We start from the raw sequence: 15,467 nt of genomic DNA, 5'->3' as shown, positions 1-15,467 counted from the left end.
GAGGAGGGGCGGCGGGTGGTGTTGTGAAAGCAACGTGTCTCCGCAGGCACGCTTCCCTTCTCCCCTTGCAGAAGGTGGCGCGAAGCGCCGGATGAGGGGTTGTTTCCGCGCATCCCAATGAGAGTTGAACACGCGGAGGGAGACCCCTCACCCGTCTCGCCGCAACGCGGCGAGCCACCCTCTCCCGCAAGGGGAGAGGGTGTACACTGCCCGTGCCGCGCATTCACGCCCCGTAGGTCGAGCCCTTCGGCAGCGGGAAGACCGGGTCCTGCGTGCGGATGTTGGTCGGCCACACCACGGAGATGTGCGCGCCGGCGTTCTGCATCACGACCGGCGTCGAACGTTCGTTCTGGCCGGAGAGCGGCGTGCCCGGCGGGAAGAATTTCACGCCATAGCCCTGGATCGTGCCGCCCGCGGGGATGTCGACGTCGAGCGCCGCTTTCCGGATCGCCTCGGGCTCGAAGCTGCCGTACTTCTCCTTGGCGACAGGCAGCACGTTGTTGAGCAGCACCCAGGTCTGGTTGAAGCCCATCGAGCAGTGCGGTGGCACGTCGGTGGCGCCGGTCTTGGCCTGGTAGCGACTGACCATGGTCTTGATCAGATCGCCCATGCCGGGCGCGAGCTTGGCGGTATCGAGCAGCTGTGCCGGCACCGGGTCGATGTTGCAGAAATTGTCGATGTCGGCGCCGAACGTGGCGCGCAACTTGTCGAGCTGGCTGTAGCCGGCACCGGCTCCGAACAGCATCTTGAAGCGCAACCCGCTCTCGCGGGCCTGGCGCAGGAACAGGGTGATGTCAGGGTTGTAGCCCGCGTGCGAGATCACGTCGGCCTTGGCCCGCTTGATCTTCGTCACCAGCACCGAGAGATCGGGCGCCGAGGCCGAATAGCCTTCGCGCAGCACCACCGGAATGCCGGCCTCTTTCGCATAGGCTTCGTCAGCGGAGGCAACGCCGACGCCATAAGGGCCGTCCTCGTGGATCAACGCGACCTTGACCTCCTTCGGATCCATGCCGAGCTTGGCTTTGGCGTGCTCGGTGAGGAAGCTTGCAAAGGCCTGGCCGTATTGATCCGAATGGATCTGCGCGCGAAACACGTGTTGCAGGTTCTTGTCCTTGAACACGGCGGTCGAGACCGCGGTCGTGATCCAGAGGATCTTTTTTTGCTGCTCGACCTTGGCCGCGAGCGGCACCGCATGCGAGCTCGCATAGACGCCGTTGAGGATGTCGATCTTCTCTTGGCTGATCAGGCGTTCGGCCTCGTTGATCGCAACGTCCGGCTTGCTCTGCGAATCCGCGGCGACCGGAGCAACCTTGTATTTGCCGCCGACACCGCCTTTCTCGTTGACGAGGTCGATGGCGATCTGCGCGCCGATCGAGGAGGCGACCGAGCCGCCCGCAGCGAAGGGGCCGGTGAGGTCGTAGATCAGGCCGATGCGTATAGTCTCGGCTTGTGCCTGGGCGCGTGTCCAATCGAGGCTGAGTGCGGCGGCGGCAGCCGCCGACGTCTTCAGCAGCTGCCTGCGTGAAGTCGGCATCCTATCCTCCCTCAAAACCGTCGTTCAATCTTGTTGTTGTTCGCAAAGTATGGGGAGCGGGGCGGCGGAAAGTCAACATCGCGAAAGTCGAGGTTCTTCGGCGCCGGCGCTTCACGCCGGCGCGTTCGTTCGTGGGTGGTGCCGCTCAGCCCGGCCCGGCGCCTTGGGTCGCCGTATACACCGCGTAGAGCGATTGGCTTGCGGCCATGAACAGGCGGTTGCGCTTGGGGCCGCCGAAGCAGACGTTGCCGCACACTTCCGGCAGACGGATGCGGCCGAGCAGCTTGCCCTCCGGCGACCACACCGTGACGCCGCTGTAGCCGACGGCGCGTCCGGCATTGCTGGAGGCCCAGAGATTGCCGTTGACGTCGCAACGCAGGCCATCCGGTCCGCACTTCACGCCGTCGATCACGCAATCGGTGAACTTCTTCAGGTTCGACAGCTTGTTGTCGCTGCCGACGTCGAACACGAAGATCTCGCCCTTGCCGCCGGGGCCGGTGTCGCCCGGTCCCTTGCCGGTCGAGGCGATGTAGAGCTTCTTGTAGTCGGGCGAGAAGCAGAGCCCGTTCGGGTCGGGCACCTGGTCTTCGGTGACGACGAGGTCGATGCGGCCGGAGGGATCGATGCGATAGCAATTGGTCGGCAGCTCGCGCTTGCCCGGCACGAAGCCGGCCGGCTGTCCGATCCGTGGATTGAGCTTGCCGCCTGCATTGCTCGGGCCGCCCGCGACGTCGGGCTCGCCTTCGTAGAGCTGGCCGCCATACGGCGGATCGGTGAACCAATAGCTGCCGTCGGGATGCGCGGCGATGTCGTTCGGCGAGTTCAGCTTCTTGCCCTGGTAGGACTCGGCGAGCACGGTGGCGGTACCGTCATGCTCGTAACGCGTCACCCGCCGCGTCAGGTGTTCGCAGGAGAGCTGGCGGCCCTGGAAGTCGAACGAGTTGCCGTTGGAATTGTTGGAGGGCGAGCGGAATACGCTGACGCGGCCGTCGTCCTCGGTCCAGCGCATCTGCCGGTTGTTGGGAATGTCGCTCCACAAGAGATAGCGGCCCTGCGCACTCCACGCCGGGCCTTCCGCCCAGAGCAGCCCGGTATAGAGACGCTTGATCGCGGTGTTGGGCTGCGCGAGATCGTTGAAGGACGGATCGACCGCGATGATGTCGGGGTCCCAGAAATAGGTCGTCGGCGCGCCGCCCGGGCCGAAGTCGCGCGGCGGCGTCGTGATCGTCGTCGGCGGTGCGGCGGGCCCGGTCTGGGCCAGCGCGGGGCCCGCCAACGTGGCCGCGGCGCCGAGCGCCAGCCCCCCGACCAGCGTTCGTCGTGAAAGCGCAGCATCGTGCGCACGCTGCTCCTGCTCAGGAGCCTCCTGGCGTGTCATCGTATCCTCCCGGTTACGTTCGGCCGGCCGGTTGATCCGGCCAAGCGCGGCGAAGGTTAGTCCGGTCCGCGTCCGGTTGCGAGAGGCAGACTTGAAACCGCGGCGTGATAGCGGGTCGCAATTTCGTCACCTTCGAGTGCGTTTGGATTGCAGGGCGCTAGCAGGGGATAAAGCCGGAGCTCATTGTGCAAGTCGTCATCCTGGTCATCCTTCTCTCGTTTGCCTTTGCGGCTGGCTATTTCACGCGGGATTACGTCTCCCGAAAAAGGCGCGCGGAGGCACGCCGCTGGCGCGAGTACGCTGAGCCGGACTGGCTCTCAGCCAATGCGCCGGCCAACACCAACGAGGTCGCGAAGACCGGCACCGCTGCGCCCACCGGCGAGCTCGGCCAAATGCTGAACCGTTGGGAGAACAGGGCGCGCGCCCGCCGCACCGGCACGGCCTAGGCCTACCTTTTAGGTCACCTATGTTGACCCTCTTTTTGGCGTTGCAGTTGCGGCCATTTCTCGTCTAGAAACGGCCACATCGGGCCTCTCCCGAAACCAACCGTCAACGGTTTTGACCGAGGATTTGAGGCTCTACAGGGTCTGGCAATGCTGATTCGCGGCCAAATCGAGGGGATTTCGGGGGAGGTGGCTCTGGCCGCCGCCGCGATCCCGGCTGCGCTGCTGCCCACCCTCCTTATTGGCGGCCTTCTTCTTACTTGCCCCTGAGGGCCGGCTGGGCGCCATGCGCCTGGGCGCTCAGGGGCTGGTCGAGATCAACCGGACACCTCAAGCGCCAAGGGACTGAAACGGCTCTGAACGGCGCAAACGCTCAAAAGGAAATCTAGGAATGGCCACCGTGAACAAGTCCGAGAAGGACCGCGTCATCATTTTTGACACCACGCTGCGCGACGGCGAGCAGTGCCCCGGCGCCACCATGACCTTCGAGGAGAAGCTCGAGGTCGCCGAACTGCTGGATGATATGGGCGTCGACGTCATCGAGGCCGGCTTTCCGATCACCTCCGAAGGCGACTTCCAGGCGGTCAGCGAGATCGCCCGCCGCTCCAAGAACGCCGTCATCGCCGGCCTGTCGCGCGCCCATCCCGCCGACATCGACCGCTGTGCCGAAGCCGTGAAGTTCGCCAAGCGCGGCCGCGTCCACACCGTGATCGCGACCTCGCCGCTGCACATGCGGGTGAAGCTGAACAAGACCCCCGAGCAGGTGATCGAGACCTCGGTCGCCATGGTCGCGCGCGCCCGCAACCAGATCGACGACGTCGAATGGTCGGCCGAGGACGGCACCCGCAGCGAGATGGACTTTTTGTGCCGCATCGTCGAGGCCGTGATCAAGGCCGGCGCCACCACGGTGAACATCCCCGACACCGTCGGTTATACGGTACCGGAGGAATATACCCACTTCATGAGGACGCTGATCGAGCGCGTGCCGAACTCGGACAAGGCGGTGTTCTCCGTGCACTGCCATAACGATCTCGGCATGGCGGTCGCCAACTCGCTGGCCGGCATCACGGGCGGCGCGCGCCAGGTCGAGTGCACCATCAACGGCATCGGCGAGCGCGCCGGCAACGCCGCTCTCGAAGAGATCGTTATGGCGATCAACGTGCGCAACGACAAATTCCCCTACTGGAACAAGATCGACACGACGCAGCTGACCCGCGCCTCGAAGCTGGTCTCGGCGGCGACCTCGTTCCCGGTGCAATACAACAAGGCGATCGTCGGCCGGAATGCCTTCGCGCATGAGAGCGGCATTCACCAGGACGGCGTGCTGAAGGACGCTTCGACTTACGAGATCATGCGCCCCGAGATGGTGGGCCTGAAGCAGTCGTCGCTGGTGCTGGGCAAGCATTCCGGTCGCCACGCCTTCGTGCACAAGCTGGAGGAGATGGGCTACAAGCTCGGTCCGAACCAGTTGGAAGATGCGTTCACGCGGATGAAGGCGCTGGCCGACCGCAAGAAGGACATCTACGACGAGGACATCGAGGCGCTGGTCGACGAGGAGATGGCGGCCTCGCACGACCGCATCAAGCTGACCTCGCTGACGGTGATCGCCGGCACCCACGGTCCGCAGCGCGCGACCATGAAGCTCGACGTCGACGGTCAGATCAAGATCGAGGAAGCCGAGGGCAATGGCCCGGTCGACGCCGTCTTCAACTGCATCAAGCGCCTGGTGCCGCACGAGGCCAAGCTCGAGCTGTACCAGGTGCACGCAGTCACCGAGGGCACCGACGCGCAGGCGGAAGTGTCGGTGCGGCTGGCGCAGGACGGCCGCTCGATGACCGCACGTGCGGCGGACCCGGATACCCTGGTGGCTTCGGCCAAGGCCTATCTCGGTGCGCTCAACAAGATCGTCATGAAGCGCCAGCGCGACAATGTGACGGCGGCGGCGAGCTGAATGGCTGCCCTGCTAAGGGACAATAGCGGCTGTGTAAGCGAGCCGCTATTGATGCAGCCGGCATAAGACTGGCCACCCGGCGCCGCCGGGCGGCTCAAACAAACGACAGGGAGAGACCATGCGCACCTCGGCGATCGCCGCCTCCATCGCGGTTCTGGCACTTGGCTTGAGCGGGCCGGCATCGGCCCAATCACCGATCATCATCAAATTCAGCCACGTTGTCGCCACCGACACGCCGAAAGGCAAGGGCGCGGAGAAGTTCAAGGAGCTCGCCGAGAAGTATACCGGCGGCAAGGTCAAGGTCGAAGTCTATCCGAACTCGACGCTCTACAAGGACAAGGAAGAGCTCGAGGCGCTCCAGCTCGGCAGCGTGCAGATGCTGGCGCCGTCCAACTCCAAGTTTGGGCCGCTCGGCATCCGCGAGTTCGAGGTGTTCGACCTGCCTTACATCCTGCCCGACATCAAGACGCTGCGGAAGGTGACGGAAGGGCCGCTCGGCACCAAGCTGCTGAAGCTGCTGGATGCCAAGGGCATCACCGGCCTTGCCTATTGGGACAACGGCTTCAAGCAGATGAGCGCGAACAAGAAGCTGATCACGCCGGCCGACTATCAGGGCGTGAAATTCCGCATCCAATCCTCGCGCGTGATCCAGGCCCAGTTCAAGTCGCTCGGCTCGCTGCCGCAGGTGATGGCGTTCTCGGAAGTCTACCAGGCACTCCAAACCGGCGTGGTCGACGGCCAGGAGAACACCTGGTCGAACATCTACACCCAGAAGATGCACGAGGTTCAGAAGTACATCACTGAAACCAATCACGGCTACATCGGCTACGTGGTGATCGTGAACAAGAAATTCTGGGACGATCTGCCGGCCGACATCCGTGACCCATTGTCAAAGGCGATGAAAGAGGCGACCGAGTTCAGCAACGCGCAGTCGCAGAAGGAGAACGATGACGCGCTGGCCGAGATCAAGAAGAGCGGCAAGAGCGAGATCATCAAGCTGACGGCCGATCAGGACGAGGCGATGCGCAAGGCGATGGAGCCGGTCTACAAGGAGGCCGCGGGCCGCATCGGCCAGGGGCTGATCGACGAGTTCCTGAAGGAAGCCAAGAGCCCGACGAACTGACCTCGACGGGCGACCCCAACGAAGGGCTTCCGCGCAGCGCACGGAAGCCCTTTTTGTTGCGAATTATTTTTGTTCGCATCTGAACGGACATTCACGGCGATTACATCTCTGCAAGGACGCGCTTCCTGTCCAAGTTGTAAGTTGCGCGTCAGCCCCCTCGCGCTCATCCTTACGGGCACCTTTCCAGAGGAGGTCAGGATGAAGAAATTCACCGTCGCAGCCATCGCCGTGCTCAGCATCGCCGGCTCGGGCGCGGTCTACGCCCAATATCATCGCCCGTGGATGGAGCACGTCCGCCACATGCGCATGAACCCCGAGGACCGGGCCGCCTTCGTCGATGCGCGGATCGCCGCCGTCCATGCCGGGCTGAAGCTGAGCGCAGATCAGGAGAAGCTGTGGCCGCCGGTCGAGGCGGCGGTGCGGGAGTTCGCCAAGCTGCGCATCGACCGCGCCAATGCGCGAATGAATGCCGGGCCGGGCGATGCCGACAGACCGGACGATCCGATCGCCCGCCTGCGCCAGCGCGCCGAGGACATGGGCGCCAGCTCCGCCGCCTTGAAGAAGATCGCCGATGCCGCCGATCCGCTCTACAAGACCCTCGATGAGGGCCAGAAACGGCGTCTCGCCGTGCTGACCCGGCACCGCGGCCCGTTCGGCGGCGGCGGGGACGGCCCGCGCCACCACCACTTCATGGAGCGCATGGACCGCATGATGGAACGGGGCATGGACCACTTCCACCATGACCGCTTCGACCGTGACCGCGGTCCCGACCGGGACCGGGAGGGCCGGCTCTGAACGGACCGGTTCTCAGGCCGTAAACCTGGCGAAGCCGCTGGAATCCAGCGGCTTTTCGCATTTCCGGGGCTGCGGACGAGACCTTGGAAAACTTGCGTCCGATCGCTTGCCAGACCCGGAACGCTTTGCTAAACGACCGGCCTCGCAAGGCCTTGACCGCCTTTCGGGCGCATAGCTCAGTTGGTAGAGCAGCTGACTCTTAATCAGCGGGTCCCAGGTTCGAGCCCTGGTGCGCCCACCAAATCTCCCGAAATTTCAGTTACTTGGAGTGCCGTCGGGAAGCCGATCGCTCGATGGTCCGCCCCGGGTCACGCCCGGGTCACGCAAAACGATCGCCGCTCAATCTTTTTCGAGGTCAGGGACATCTCAAGGATTCGGATCGCGTTGGATCGGTGCCCGCTACCTACATCGCAATGCAATCGAATCCTTGCGCACCGATGGCAGATTTCCCGTCCGCTCTAGCGCGGGCGGGTAGTCGGCAGCTCTTCGGCATCGTCGGTTGCGATCGTCGGATCCGCCGAATCGTAACCAAAGCCTTCGCCGCGCTGCTGTGCTGCCACTGAGTTTTCATCCGGTGACGCGCGGCAGGATGAAGAGTTCGTCTAGGAGCAGCATGTCGCCATCGGCGAAATAGATGTGCGGCGGCTCCTCTTGGAAATATTGGGTCAGGTTTCGCGTCTTCTTGCCAGCCGTGATCTGCACGGGCCGCCTTCGGTCTGCACGAACACGGCTGTGGTGGGGTGATAATCAGTTCGAAGTCGGCTGTAACTTCTCCGGATCGGATGCTGAAGCGAATCGGTCCCTCGGTTTCGTGGTCTGTCAGGTCAATGTCGAAATCATAGAAAGCCTCCGGGCGATCCCCGAAAATGACTTCGATCCTGTCCTCCGGAGTGAGAAGCAGTGCGTCGGGCCACGCGATCGCGATTGCGGGCTTCGGCGGCCGGGTCGTCTGCTTCTTTGGGCGGACAAGATTGCGCAGGATGCCATCGGTCGTGATCGTGTCGTCTATGAGCTTCCGGCCGACTTCCCGGGACCAATCGATCCAGTCGCTGAAGTTGTTGGTCATCTCATACGACCAGATCTTGCCCTTGACGGAGCAGCCGATCGTCGAGCGACCTTCGTCGGTGTAGCCTTGGCCGAATAGGTTAGTTTTGGTCCGGTTTCGATTGCCGGGCAGCGTGTCCAATTGCTCAGCAATGTCGGAGCCCATGAACTGGGAATAGCGGACGGGGCGGGATCGCGACCCTAACATCGCTTGGAATGAGGCCAGCAACCAGCGCCTCTTTGGCCGATACCCATGCCGGCTCGTCGCCGTAAATCTTGAGCACCAGCTGGTCTGCGCCCCCCTCCAGGTCGATACGATAGACCTCGGTGCTGCCACCATGAAGGCGGCTAACCTTAACGGGATCCAGGGTCGTATCGAGATCACGAACAATCGCTCGAACACGTTCGAGATCAAGATCAAAAGTCAGTCGTCGCGGCGGAGCCATTGTCATCGTCTCCGCAGGGCAGGTGTCAGGCTAACGACTTCGAGCTTAGGTTTGCAACCCGCTCCGTAGTATGACAAGAGGTTGGAGAATCCCTGCGCATTCACCGCTTCGGCGTGCGCCCGCGGATATGATCAAAGCCTTGCTTGATTGCGGCGAAGCGCGCTTCGACGAACGGCTCGAATTCGAGGTCGGTGAAGATATAGGGCCAGTCGTTTTCGACGCCTTCCCGGACGAGTTCGCCGACATAGAGCGGGTCGATACCTTGCGCGACGCGTTCCCGGATCTGGTTGATCCGTTCGGCAATCGGACCCGACGTCGGCGGGGCACGGACTGCCCCCTCGAAGCGCTTGGGCAGGTTGCGGCTCGAGGTCATGATTTGCGTGCGGATGTACCCGGGACACAGCACCGATACGCCAATTCCGCGGGGCGCGAGCTCTAGCCGCAGTCCCTCGGACAGCGCGACCACGCCATATTTTGAAACGTTGTATGCGGTGCTCGCTCCTGAAATGACGCCTGCGATCGAGGCTGTGGAGACGATATGTCCGCCCTCGCCATGCTGCTCGATCAGCGGCCCGAAGATCTCGATGCCCCAGACCGTCGCCATCAGGTTGACGCCCAGGGTCCAATTCCACGCCGCATCGGTCCAGCTGCCGTAGGGCCCACCGCCGCCGACGCCCGCGTTGTTGACGAGAATATGCACCTTGCCATAGCGGGCGGTCGTGGCTTCTGCGGCAGAGGCGAGCTCGGCCTTGAGCGAGACGTCTGCCTTCACGCCTTCGACATCGACATTCGAGCGACGCAGCTGCTCCAGCGCTGCGGACAGCGTCGCCTCTTCAATGTCGCAAAGCATCACTTTCGCCCCAGCCTGAGCCAAAGCGGTCGCTATCCCCAATCCAATGCCCGACGCCGCACCGGTTACGAATGCCGTCTTCCCTGCCAATTCCTTCACGCGCATTCTCCCTGTGCGAGCCGACACGCTTTGCTACACAACGCCAAGTTTTATCTGACGCTCACCGCACCTTCAAACGATTTGGACGTATGTGGGATGTCCGTTTTCGAACGTGGCTGGCCTCAGCCAGACCACGGCGACGTCCGCTCCCGAGAGATGGACCGCCCAAGGGCATGCTGGCTGCCGAGGGGCAACCTTTGGCCCATCGCTGCCCAGCGGAATGCTCGTTGGGGCATCCGCTGTCGGCTGTGGAGCGGAAACTGATTGCAGCGGTCTGGATTCCGATTTTGACCCGAATCGGACATACATTTTTAGGTGGTATTAACACCTGCCACGCACGTTGGCGGCGACGATGATCGCGTGTCTGGAGAGTTGCCTTGAGATCATTTTCGCGAATTGTAGTGATGGTCGTTGTTTCGCTCGTAGTGCTCACGACCGGCGCGGGCGGATACGCGCGCAATTTCGCGGGACTCTTCGTCCTATTCAGCATGTTTTGGGGACTGCCACTTCTCGCTCTCATTTCGTTGTTCCACTTTCTCGAAAAGCGCTTTGGACCCCGCGCTCGCTATCCAATAGCAGCAATCGGGCTTTGCCCTCTCTTGCTCGTCCTCTACATTGGTCGAGGCGATCCGACGTTTATGATGGCAGCTGTTCTGTCGGGATTCGCTTGGTCTGCCGCTTGGTTAATTACATCCCACAGCCTAGCATCGAAGCCCTCGCAGTCGGTCCGACCGGCAAATGGCCAACCAGCGACGTGAAGAAACACGCCCGCTGTGGTCCGCTTATCGACCTAAGCTGGGTGTAGGTTTGGCCCTTGCCATTCTTGTGGGTCTCTATTTCTACGGATCGCCGTGTTATAGAGCACTAAAGAAAGAGTGTATTGAAACTGGCATGGAGTATTCCGATGCTCCGTCGGACGACGATTTGCGCCGCTTGTGGATGGCTTGCCGCAAGATAGGCTTCGGTGCTCCGTTGTGAAAAGAGGCAAGTGACCTAGGTCGGCCGTTGGCCCATCACTGCCGCATCCACGACCGAAAATATCTCGGCTGTCAGGGGTAGACCGGGTCTAGCTTTAGCCGGGCCAGATCGCCGCGATTGACCCAGATCTGACCTTGCCTCTAGATCAGTGGTGTCTTTCAAGGACAATCAGTGGAAGTCTATCAGCGACTAGCCATTTCGAGGCGAAATAGCAGTACTCGCCGGGGAAGTCTTCAAGAGAAGCTGGCTTTTCGGCGAGTCGTGACTTCACCTCCGTCTTCCAGAATTCGAACCTTTCCGCAGGATCTATCCAACGGGGCCGCAATCCAACGTCAGCGACGACGAAAGTCGCCCCTTCTTTAATTGTCTCCATTACTGCCGATGCGTTCAGCCCGGTGGAGATACGCTTCGCGTCTAAGATATGATTTTCGTCCCACAACTCCTCAAGAGGGAGCTTGGTGACCAGCTTTTTCGCAATGTCCATCTCTCGCTCGACCCACCGGTCAACTGAGCCAACCTTAGCACATGCTCAACCCTAGTGTTTGCAAATGGCCCGAAGCTGCCCTTCGCAGCGACTCCCCATTGGGTCTGCTCTTCGGAGCAGAGTGGACGCACGATAGGACTGGCTGCCACAGCCGGTTTTGACCCATTGCAGACATCGCCGCCTTGCGGTCTTATCGCGTATTCGGAGAGATCATGCCCACCGCTTGGGCCGAACTGACGACTCTCTACGAGAGCATGAGATGAAGACGAATGGACTTTGAAAAGGCGGCAGCATTGGCAACGCTATGGGTCGAACTCACGTGCGAGGGGCAGGCTCGCATAGTGCGCGAATCTACAGTCGCAAAGCCCTACGGTTGGATATTCTTTTATGAAGCGAAACAGTTTCTAGATATCGGTGACGATTCGGCAGCACTTGTCGGAAACGCGCCCATCATTGTGGACAGGGATACGCTAGAACTTCGTAGTCGGGCTACGGCGTGGCCGCTAGAGCACCATCTGAACGAGTACGAGAAAACGCTCGCTCTGGCCTCCCTTCAACGTGCGCCGCAACCTCCAACTTGGTAGCCGAGACGACAACTATCGCATCAGTACGGCTGATGTCCGCTCCTGGCCCATTTGCGATGTTGCGCCTCGACGGTCAGTAGTCCGCTCGGTGGGCCAGAGCGGACCAGATTGCTCAACCTAAGCTCTTCGCGTTTTGACTCCATGCGGACATGACGTGGGTTACAGACTTACGAGAGTTACCAATTGATCGAGCCCATGCTACAACCTAAATGAGATAAATCGCCTAAGTGCATCGCGTGTCGGGAATTTTTTCATGGACGTCCGATTGGGGCTGTTTGCAGCGACAATCTTGCTCTTGGCTGTTTCCATCGGCCCGACGTTTGGCGAGGATTTGCCGCCTGGCTCGGTTGGGTATCAGTATTCGCAACCCATTGAGCCAACTTTCTCCGACATTCCTTATGCGACCCAGTCGCCGTTACAGAAGCTCGATCTATATCTGCCTGCGGAGAAAAGCGGGCCGGCACCGTTGGTGATCTGGATTCACGGCGGTGGCTTCCGTGTCGGTGACAAGGGCTCGATGCCTCGACGCAAGTTTGGCCCGGCACCCAAACCAACGGGGCCAGACGGGCCTTACCAAATACAAGTCCCAGACGTCGCCGCGCTGACCCGCAAGGGCTATGCGGTCGTCAGTCTCAACTATCGCCTGGTTCGTCGCCCTGGAGATGCGTTTATCGCCTTTGCCCTTCCGGCGGTTCAGGACGGCAAGGCCGCCGTACGCTTCCTCCGTGCTAACGCAGAGAAGTACGGGCTTGATCCCGAAAAATTCGCGGTGTGGGGCAACTCAGCGGGAGGCTTTATTGCCGCGATGCTGGCCGTTACGGGAGACGAGCCGACTGTCTTCGACGATCCGGCCGTTGGTGGTTCAAACATCACCGCCGCCGTCCAGGCCGCCGTCGTCTGGTACGGGGCAATTGAGGTCAGCAGTTTGAGTCTCGCCCATTACATTTCGGCGGCAAAAATCGTCCCGCCAATCTTGATTGCACATGGCGATGCCGATTCCAGCGTCCCCGTCGGAGACGCGATCCGGCTCAACGATGAACTGCTCAAGAAGGGGGTAAAATCCTCCCTCACTATTTTGCCAGGTGCGGGACACGAAGATCCAGCCTTTATGGCAACGCAAATGTTGCCCACGTTCAACTTTCTCGATGCCGCTTTCCGCCGATGACAAAGCAGTGGACGTCGCCTTGCGGCCCATCTGCGAAGTTGAAGGGATCTGACGGAGGTCCGCTCATCGCGCCAGAGCGGGCAAGAGTTGCTCCCTCTAAATTCTTCGCAATTTCAGACTGTAAAGTCATCTTTCCCGTCCAAGGAGCGGACATCGTCCCATTAACGAGTTTTAACCTGGCGACTGGCCTGCCATTCACAAAGGGTTCATAGGCAAGACCTTAATCAGCCTGCTTTCCAGCAAGTAGGTAGGACGATGAGTGCCTTTGACCCGATGGCTGCAGCTGTCGATTGGCTTGATGCCTATCGTGCACATGATCTCTCGATCGATGACCTCTACACCGATGACGCTCAGATACTTTGCGGGTGCGGTACTGAAAAGGCTTTGTCTGGTTCCCAGGAGCGAAAGCCTTATTGGCGCGCAAGGTTTGTCGATAAGCCCGCGCAGGATTTGATAGATATTTCCGACCGCGGCGGGGACGTAGTGACTATTACCTACCGAACTGCCGTTGACGTCGTCCAAGCCATCCTCTCATTCGACGCGGAAAGCGGTTTGATCTCCCTTCATCGCTGCGGTCCGCTCTGATGGGTCACGACCTACCGTTTCAACGTCCCTAGAAGCTTCTTCAGTGAAGGCGTCCACCGTTCGGAAGACACGCGATGAAAGACATGCAAACCAGCCTTGAGAAGCTTCGTACCGATGCAGCTGAAGCGGCTCTGGTTCGTGACCTTGCAACCGAGCCCGACAAAAAAGCCCTCTATACGCTCCTGGCGGAACACCTGTCCAATCTTGCAGACGAGGTGGAGAGGGCAATCCGGCGGCAACACGCGCGGTCCTGAGAGGAATGGATGTTAACTGATCTTTTCGTACGCCGCTGTCGTCAAATATCCCGAAAGAGGTCGCCCGCATCTTCGTTCTGACAACCCATTTCGTAGTAGCCTGACCGGGAAAAACATGCAATCTTGTGACTAAGCGAGCTGTTAATTCGCGCAAAAGAGAGGACACATGCCACAGCAGATCTGGGACTAGTTGTGGCTAACGAAAACCGGAACAAAGATCCGCTCCCGCCTCCCGACCCTGATCGCACGGATGAGCTTCGGCACACGGTCCGGCAGGTCATTGAAGAGCAGCGCCAGCTCATCAACAAACTACAGCGCAAACTGAACTAAGGCGGTCGATCGTTCTGCGAAAACTTCCGCAAGAAGTTGGCTAGCAGGCTAAAGCGGTAGCCGTCCCTGATCCTCAGACCAGTCGATGATGTCGAAGAACATTCCTCGGCTGAGCATTTCGGCCTCAAGTTTTCCAGCGTGCTGCTTCCATTCCGCGGTCTCGCGAACCCGAAAGCGGGGAGCTTCCCCGGCGGCCCTTTGCGCATCATCAGAAGCCAAGGCTCCCCGGACGCTCTCGTACATCATTGTCAGGCTGTCGTTTGTGAAAGCGCGGTAATCCATGCAGCCAAAAAAAGGCCGTCACCGGGTTGAGATCGGCGAAGGCTCCCAATGTGTGAGTTCTTAGGTTATTGCGCTGGTCGAAGGTGATGATGCCGCGCCGGGGTTAACGGGTGGTTCACGCGGCCAGAGGGGCAGGCCATAATCCGCCCGCGGTGATTCAGAACACCGATGTGGAAGATCGTTCTTACCCCACGCGAAAGACTCTGCTCTTAATCTGAGGCCAGCCAGCTCTCATCCTTCAGCTATCTATGCAGTAGTGCGTTGCGGCTAGGGACGCGCCCGACGACCAGGCGCGTCCAAGTCCACCCATCAAGTCTTGGTTCGCTCGTGGGCTCTTGGATGAGCCAGTGAAGTTCGATGTGCACCTGGCCCGGGATGCACATGCACAGCCTTGGCGGCCAGCGGCTCGCCGCATTCAGAGCAGACCATGACGGGATCGAACAATCTTTTGCAGTTCTTGTGCTCGTGCAACAGCGGCCGTCCCCGCGAATCGACCATGTGCACGTTGCCCCAATGCACGATAGACATGATGATCGGATAGAGGTCTAGGCCCTTCTGCGTCAGGATGTATTCGTAACGCTTTGGTGCGTCCTGATATGGGATTTTCCGCAGCACGCCGAAGCGCACCATCTTCTTCAGCCTGTCGGCGAGCAGATGGCGGGTAATCCCCAGCGACGCCTGGAAGTCGTCGAACCGTCGGATGCGAAGAAAGCACTCGCGAAGGACGAGCAGACTCCAACGATCGCCGATCACAGCGACGGTGCGGGCCAGGGAGCACGGCTCCTCTTCGAGTGCATCCCATTTCATCAACTTGCTCCGCGTTTTCCGGCTTTAGCAAAATAAATTCTAAAACAGAACTTACATGATTTCAATAGGATGCTGCAACAAGCCGCATTAGATGACGATTATCATATTGACAGTTCTATAATAGAACTTATGGTTCGCGCCAGGTCAAACGAGGCGGCAGTCGAACCGCCGATGTACCAAAGGGAAGAGCGTTCCATGGTTGCTGCGCTGAAGGCTGAGTTTCACTTCGATTTCGGGAGCCCAAACGCCTATCTGGCCGAGCTCGCATTGCCGGATATCGAGACGCGCACCGGGATCAGGTTTGACTATGTCCCGGTCCTTCTTGGCGGCGTCTA

At 60.6% G+C, this 15,467-nt stretch carries 15 protein-coding genes, 1 tRNA gene and 1 pseudogene; 10 read left to right on the top strand and 7 right to left on the bottom strand.

Annotated elements, in window-relative coordinates; genetic code table 11:
• Positions 1-223: 223 nt before the first annotated feature.
• Together I6F36_RS37665 and I6F36_RS37660 are read right to left on the bottom strand one after the other, a co-directional pair.
• Positions 224-1,534, bottom strand: a complete 1,311-nt coding sequence (locus I6F36_RS37665; RefSeq protein ID WP_225173215.1) for an ABC transporter substrate-binding protein — start codon at positions 1,532-1,534, stop codon at positions 224-226.
• Between the two features lie 145 nt (positions 1,535-1,679).
• Positions 1,680-2,912 carry an SMP-30/gluconolactonase/LRE family protein gene (locus I6F36_RS37660; RefSeq protein WP_036006753.1) on the bottom strand — a complete coding sequence of 411 codons (1,233 nt, stop codon included), beginning with the start codon at positions 2,910-2,912 and terminating at the stop codon, positions 1,680-1,682.
• Between the two features lie 182 nt (positions 2,913-3,094).
• On the opposite strand from I6F36_RS37660, the gene I6F36_RS37655 reads away from it, so the two are divergent.
• The 5 genes from I6F36_RS37655 to I6F36_RS37635 all read left to right on the top strand — a co-directional run bounded on the left by I6F36_RS37655 (position 3,095) and on the right by I6F36_RS37635 (position 7,465).
• Complete coding sequence (locus I6F36_RS37655; protein ID WP_225127879.1) at positions 3,095-3,358, top strand: hypothetical protein; 264 nt, start codon at positions 3,095-3,097, stop codon at positions 3,356-3,358.
• A 388-nt stretch (positions 3,359-3,746) separates the two neighbouring features.
• The gene (locus I6F36_RS37650) at positions 3,747-5,306 is read left to right on the top strand and encodes a 2-isopropylmalate synthase (protein WP_036006756.1); all 1,560 of its coding nucleotides are present in this window, start codon (positions 3,747-3,749) and stop codon (positions 5,304-5,306) included.
• Between the two features lie 118 nt (positions 5,307-5,424).
• Positions 5,425-6,429, top strand: a complete 1,005-nt coding sequence (locus I6F36_RS37645) for a TRAP transporter substrate-binding protein (protein WP_036025066.1) — start codon at positions 5,425-5,427, stop codon at positions 6,427-6,429.
• 198 nt (positions 6,430-6,627) lie between these two features.
• The gene (locus I6F36_RS37640) at positions 6,628-7,224 is read left to right on the top strand and encodes a Spy/CpxP family protein refolding chaperone (protein ID WP_225173214.1); all 597 of its coding nucleotides are present in this window, start codon (positions 6,628-6,630) and stop codon (positions 7,222-7,224) included.
• 165 nt (positions 7,225-7,389) lie between these two features.
• Positions 7,390-7,465, top strand: a tRNA-Lys gene (locus tag I6F36_RS37635).
• A 162-nt stretch (positions 7,466-7,627) separates the two neighbouring features.
• Here I6F36_RS37635 and I6F36_RS37630 read toward each other — a convergent pair.
• From I6F36_RS37630 to I6F36_RS37615, 4 genes are all read right to left on the bottom strand, one after another.
• On the bottom strand, positions 7,628-8,434 hold the full coding sequence (locus I6F36_RS37630) for a hypothetical protein (RefSeq protein ID WP_225173213.1): 807 nt from the start codon (positions 8,432-8,434) through the stop codon (positions 7,628-7,630).
• Positions 8,415-8,714 carry a hypothetical protein gene (locus tag I6F36_RS37625; protein WP_225173212.1) on the bottom strand — a complete coding sequence of 100 codons (300 nt, stop codon included), beginning with the start codon at positions 8,712-8,714 and terminating at the stop codon, positions 8,415-8,417. The genes I6F36_RS37630 and I6F36_RS37625 overlap by 20 nt, the downstream gene beginning before the upstream one ends.
• 100 nt (positions 8,715-8,814) lie before the next feature.
• Positions 8,815-9,669 carry an SDR family NAD(P)-dependent oxidoreductase gene (locus tag I6F36_RS37620; protein ID WP_225173211.1) on the bottom strand — a complete coding sequence of 285 codons (855 nt, stop codon included), beginning with the start codon at positions 9,667-9,669 and terminating at the stop codon, positions 8,815-8,817.
• A 1,117-nt stretch (positions 9,670-10,786) separates the two neighbouring features.
• Positions 10,787-11,125 carry a hypothetical protein gene (locus tag I6F36_RS37615; protein WP_225173210.1) on the bottom strand — a complete coding sequence of 113 codons (339 nt, stop codon included), beginning with the start codon at positions 11,123-11,125 and terminating at the stop codon, positions 10,787-10,789.
• Between the two features lie 269 nt (positions 11,126-11,394).
• Here I6F36_RS37615 and I6F36_RS37610 point away from each other — a divergent pair, with 269 nt between their 5' ends.
• The 4 genes from I6F36_RS37610 (at position 11,395) to I6F36_RS37595 (ending at position 13,713) form a co-directional block, all read left to right on the top strand.
• Positions 11,395-11,709, top strand: a complete 315-nt coding sequence (locus I6F36_RS37610; protein WP_225173209.1) for a YrhB domain-containing protein — start codon at positions 11,395-11,397, stop codon at positions 11,707-11,709.
• Positions 11,710-11,962: 253 nt separating this feature from the next.
• Positions 11,963-12,874 carry an alpha/beta hydrolase gene (locus I6F36_RS37605; protein ID WP_225173208.1) on the top strand — a complete coding sequence of 304 codons (912 nt, stop codon included), beginning with the start codon at positions 11,963-11,965 and terminating at the stop codon, positions 12,872-12,874.
• A 255-nt stretch (positions 12,875-13,129) separates the two neighbouring features.
• Entirely contained in the window at positions 13,130-13,459 is a 330-nt protein-coding gene (locus tag I6F36_RS37600; RefSeq protein WP_225173207.1) for a nuclear transport factor 2 family protein, read from the top strand.
• 74 nt (positions 13,460-13,533) lie between these two features.
• Complete coding sequence (locus I6F36_RS37595; protein WP_225173206.1) at positions 13,534-13,713, top strand: hypothetical protein; 180 nt, start codon at positions 13,534-13,536, stop codon at positions 13,711-13,713.
• A 921-nt stretch (positions 13,714-14,634) separates the two neighbouring features.
• Here I6F36_RS37595 and I6F36_RS37590 read toward each other — a convergent pair.
• Positions 14,635-15,132 (bottom strand): helix-turn-helix domain-containing protein, encoded by a 498-nt coding sequence (locus I6F36_RS37590; protein WP_225173216.1) that lies wholly within the window; start codon positions 15,130-15,132, stop codon positions 14,635-14,637.
• A 69-nt stretch (positions 15,133-15,201) separates the two neighbouring features.
• Between I6F36_RS37590 and I6F36_RS37585 the strand changes: the two are divergent.
• Positions 15,202-15,467 (top strand): annotated as a pseudogene (locus tag I6F36_RS37585) (hypothetical protein); the annotation flags it as partial.

Origin of the sequence: Bradyrhizobium sp. BRP19 (genome assembly GCF_020194195.1) — a bacterium.
Lineage (GTDB): Bacteria > Pseudomonadota > Alphaproteobacteria > Rhizobiales > Xanthobacteraceae > Bradyrhizobium > Bradyrhizobium yuanmingense.
This window is presented reverse-complemented; position numbering and strand designations above follow the sequence as displayed.

What these genes read in the sequence shown, in the direction of transcription:
- I6F36_RS37620 (WP_225173211.1), bottom strand. Translation starts at nt 9,669, where the DNA reads ATGCGCGTGAAGGAATTGGCAGGGAAGACGGCATTCGTAACCGGTGCG.
- I6F36_RS37665 (WP_225173215.1), bottom strand. Translation starts at nt 1,534, where the DNA reads ATGCCGACTTCACGCAGGCAGCTGCTGAAGACGTCGGCGGCTGCCGCC.
- I6F36_RS37650 (WP_036006756.1), top strand. Translation starts at nt 3,747, where the DNA reads ATGGCCACCGTGAACAAGTCCGAGAAGGACCGCGTCATCATTTTTGAC.
- I6F36_RS37625 (WP_225173212.1), bottom strand. Translation starts at nt 8,714, where the DNA reads ATGGCTCCGCCGCGACGACTGACTTTTGATCTTGATCTCGAACGTGTT.
- I6F36_RS37645 (WP_036025066.1), top strand. Translation starts at nt 5,425, where the DNA reads ATGCGCACCTCGGCGATCGCCGCCTCCATCGCGGTTCTGGCACTTGGC.
- I6F36_RS37590 (WP_225173216.1), bottom strand. Translation starts at nt 15,132, where the DNA reads ATGAAATGGGATGCACTCGAAGAGGAGCCGTGCTCCCTGGCCCGCACC.
- I6F36_RS37610 (WP_225173209.1), top strand. Translation starts at nt 11,395, where the DNA reads ATGGACTTTGAAAAGGCGGCAGCATTGGCAACGCTATGGGTCGAACTC.
- I6F36_RS37630 (WP_225173213.1), bottom strand. Translation starts at nt 8,434, where the DNA reads ATGGGCTCCGACATTGCTGAGCAATTGGACACGCTGCCCGGCAATCGA.
- I6F36_RS37640 (WP_225173214.1), top strand. Translation starts at nt 6,628, where the DNA reads ATGAAGAAATTCACCGTCGCAGCCATCGCCGTGCTCAGCATCGCCGGC.
- I6F36_RS37660 (WP_036006753.1), bottom strand. Translation starts at nt 2,912, where the DNA reads ATGACACGCCAGGAGGCTCCTGAGCAGGAGCAGCGTGCGCACGATGCT.
- I6F36_RS37605 (WP_225173208.1), top strand. Translation starts at nt 11,963, where the DNA reads ATGGACGTCCGATTGGGGCTGTTTGCAGCGACAATCTTGCTCTTGGCT.
- I6F36_RS37595 (WP_225173206.1), top strand. Translation starts at nt 13,534, where the DNA reads ATGAAAGACATGCAAACCAGCCTTGAGAAGCTTCGTACCGATGCAGCT.
- I6F36_RS37600 (WP_225173207.1), top strand. Translation starts at nt 13,130, where the DNA reads ATGAGTGCCTTTGACCCGATGGCTGCAGCTGTCGATTGGCTTGATGCC.
- I6F36_RS37615 (WP_225173210.1), bottom strand. Translation starts at nt 11,125, where the DNA reads ATGGACATTGCGAAAAAGCTGGTCACCAAGCTCCCTCTTGAGGAGTTG.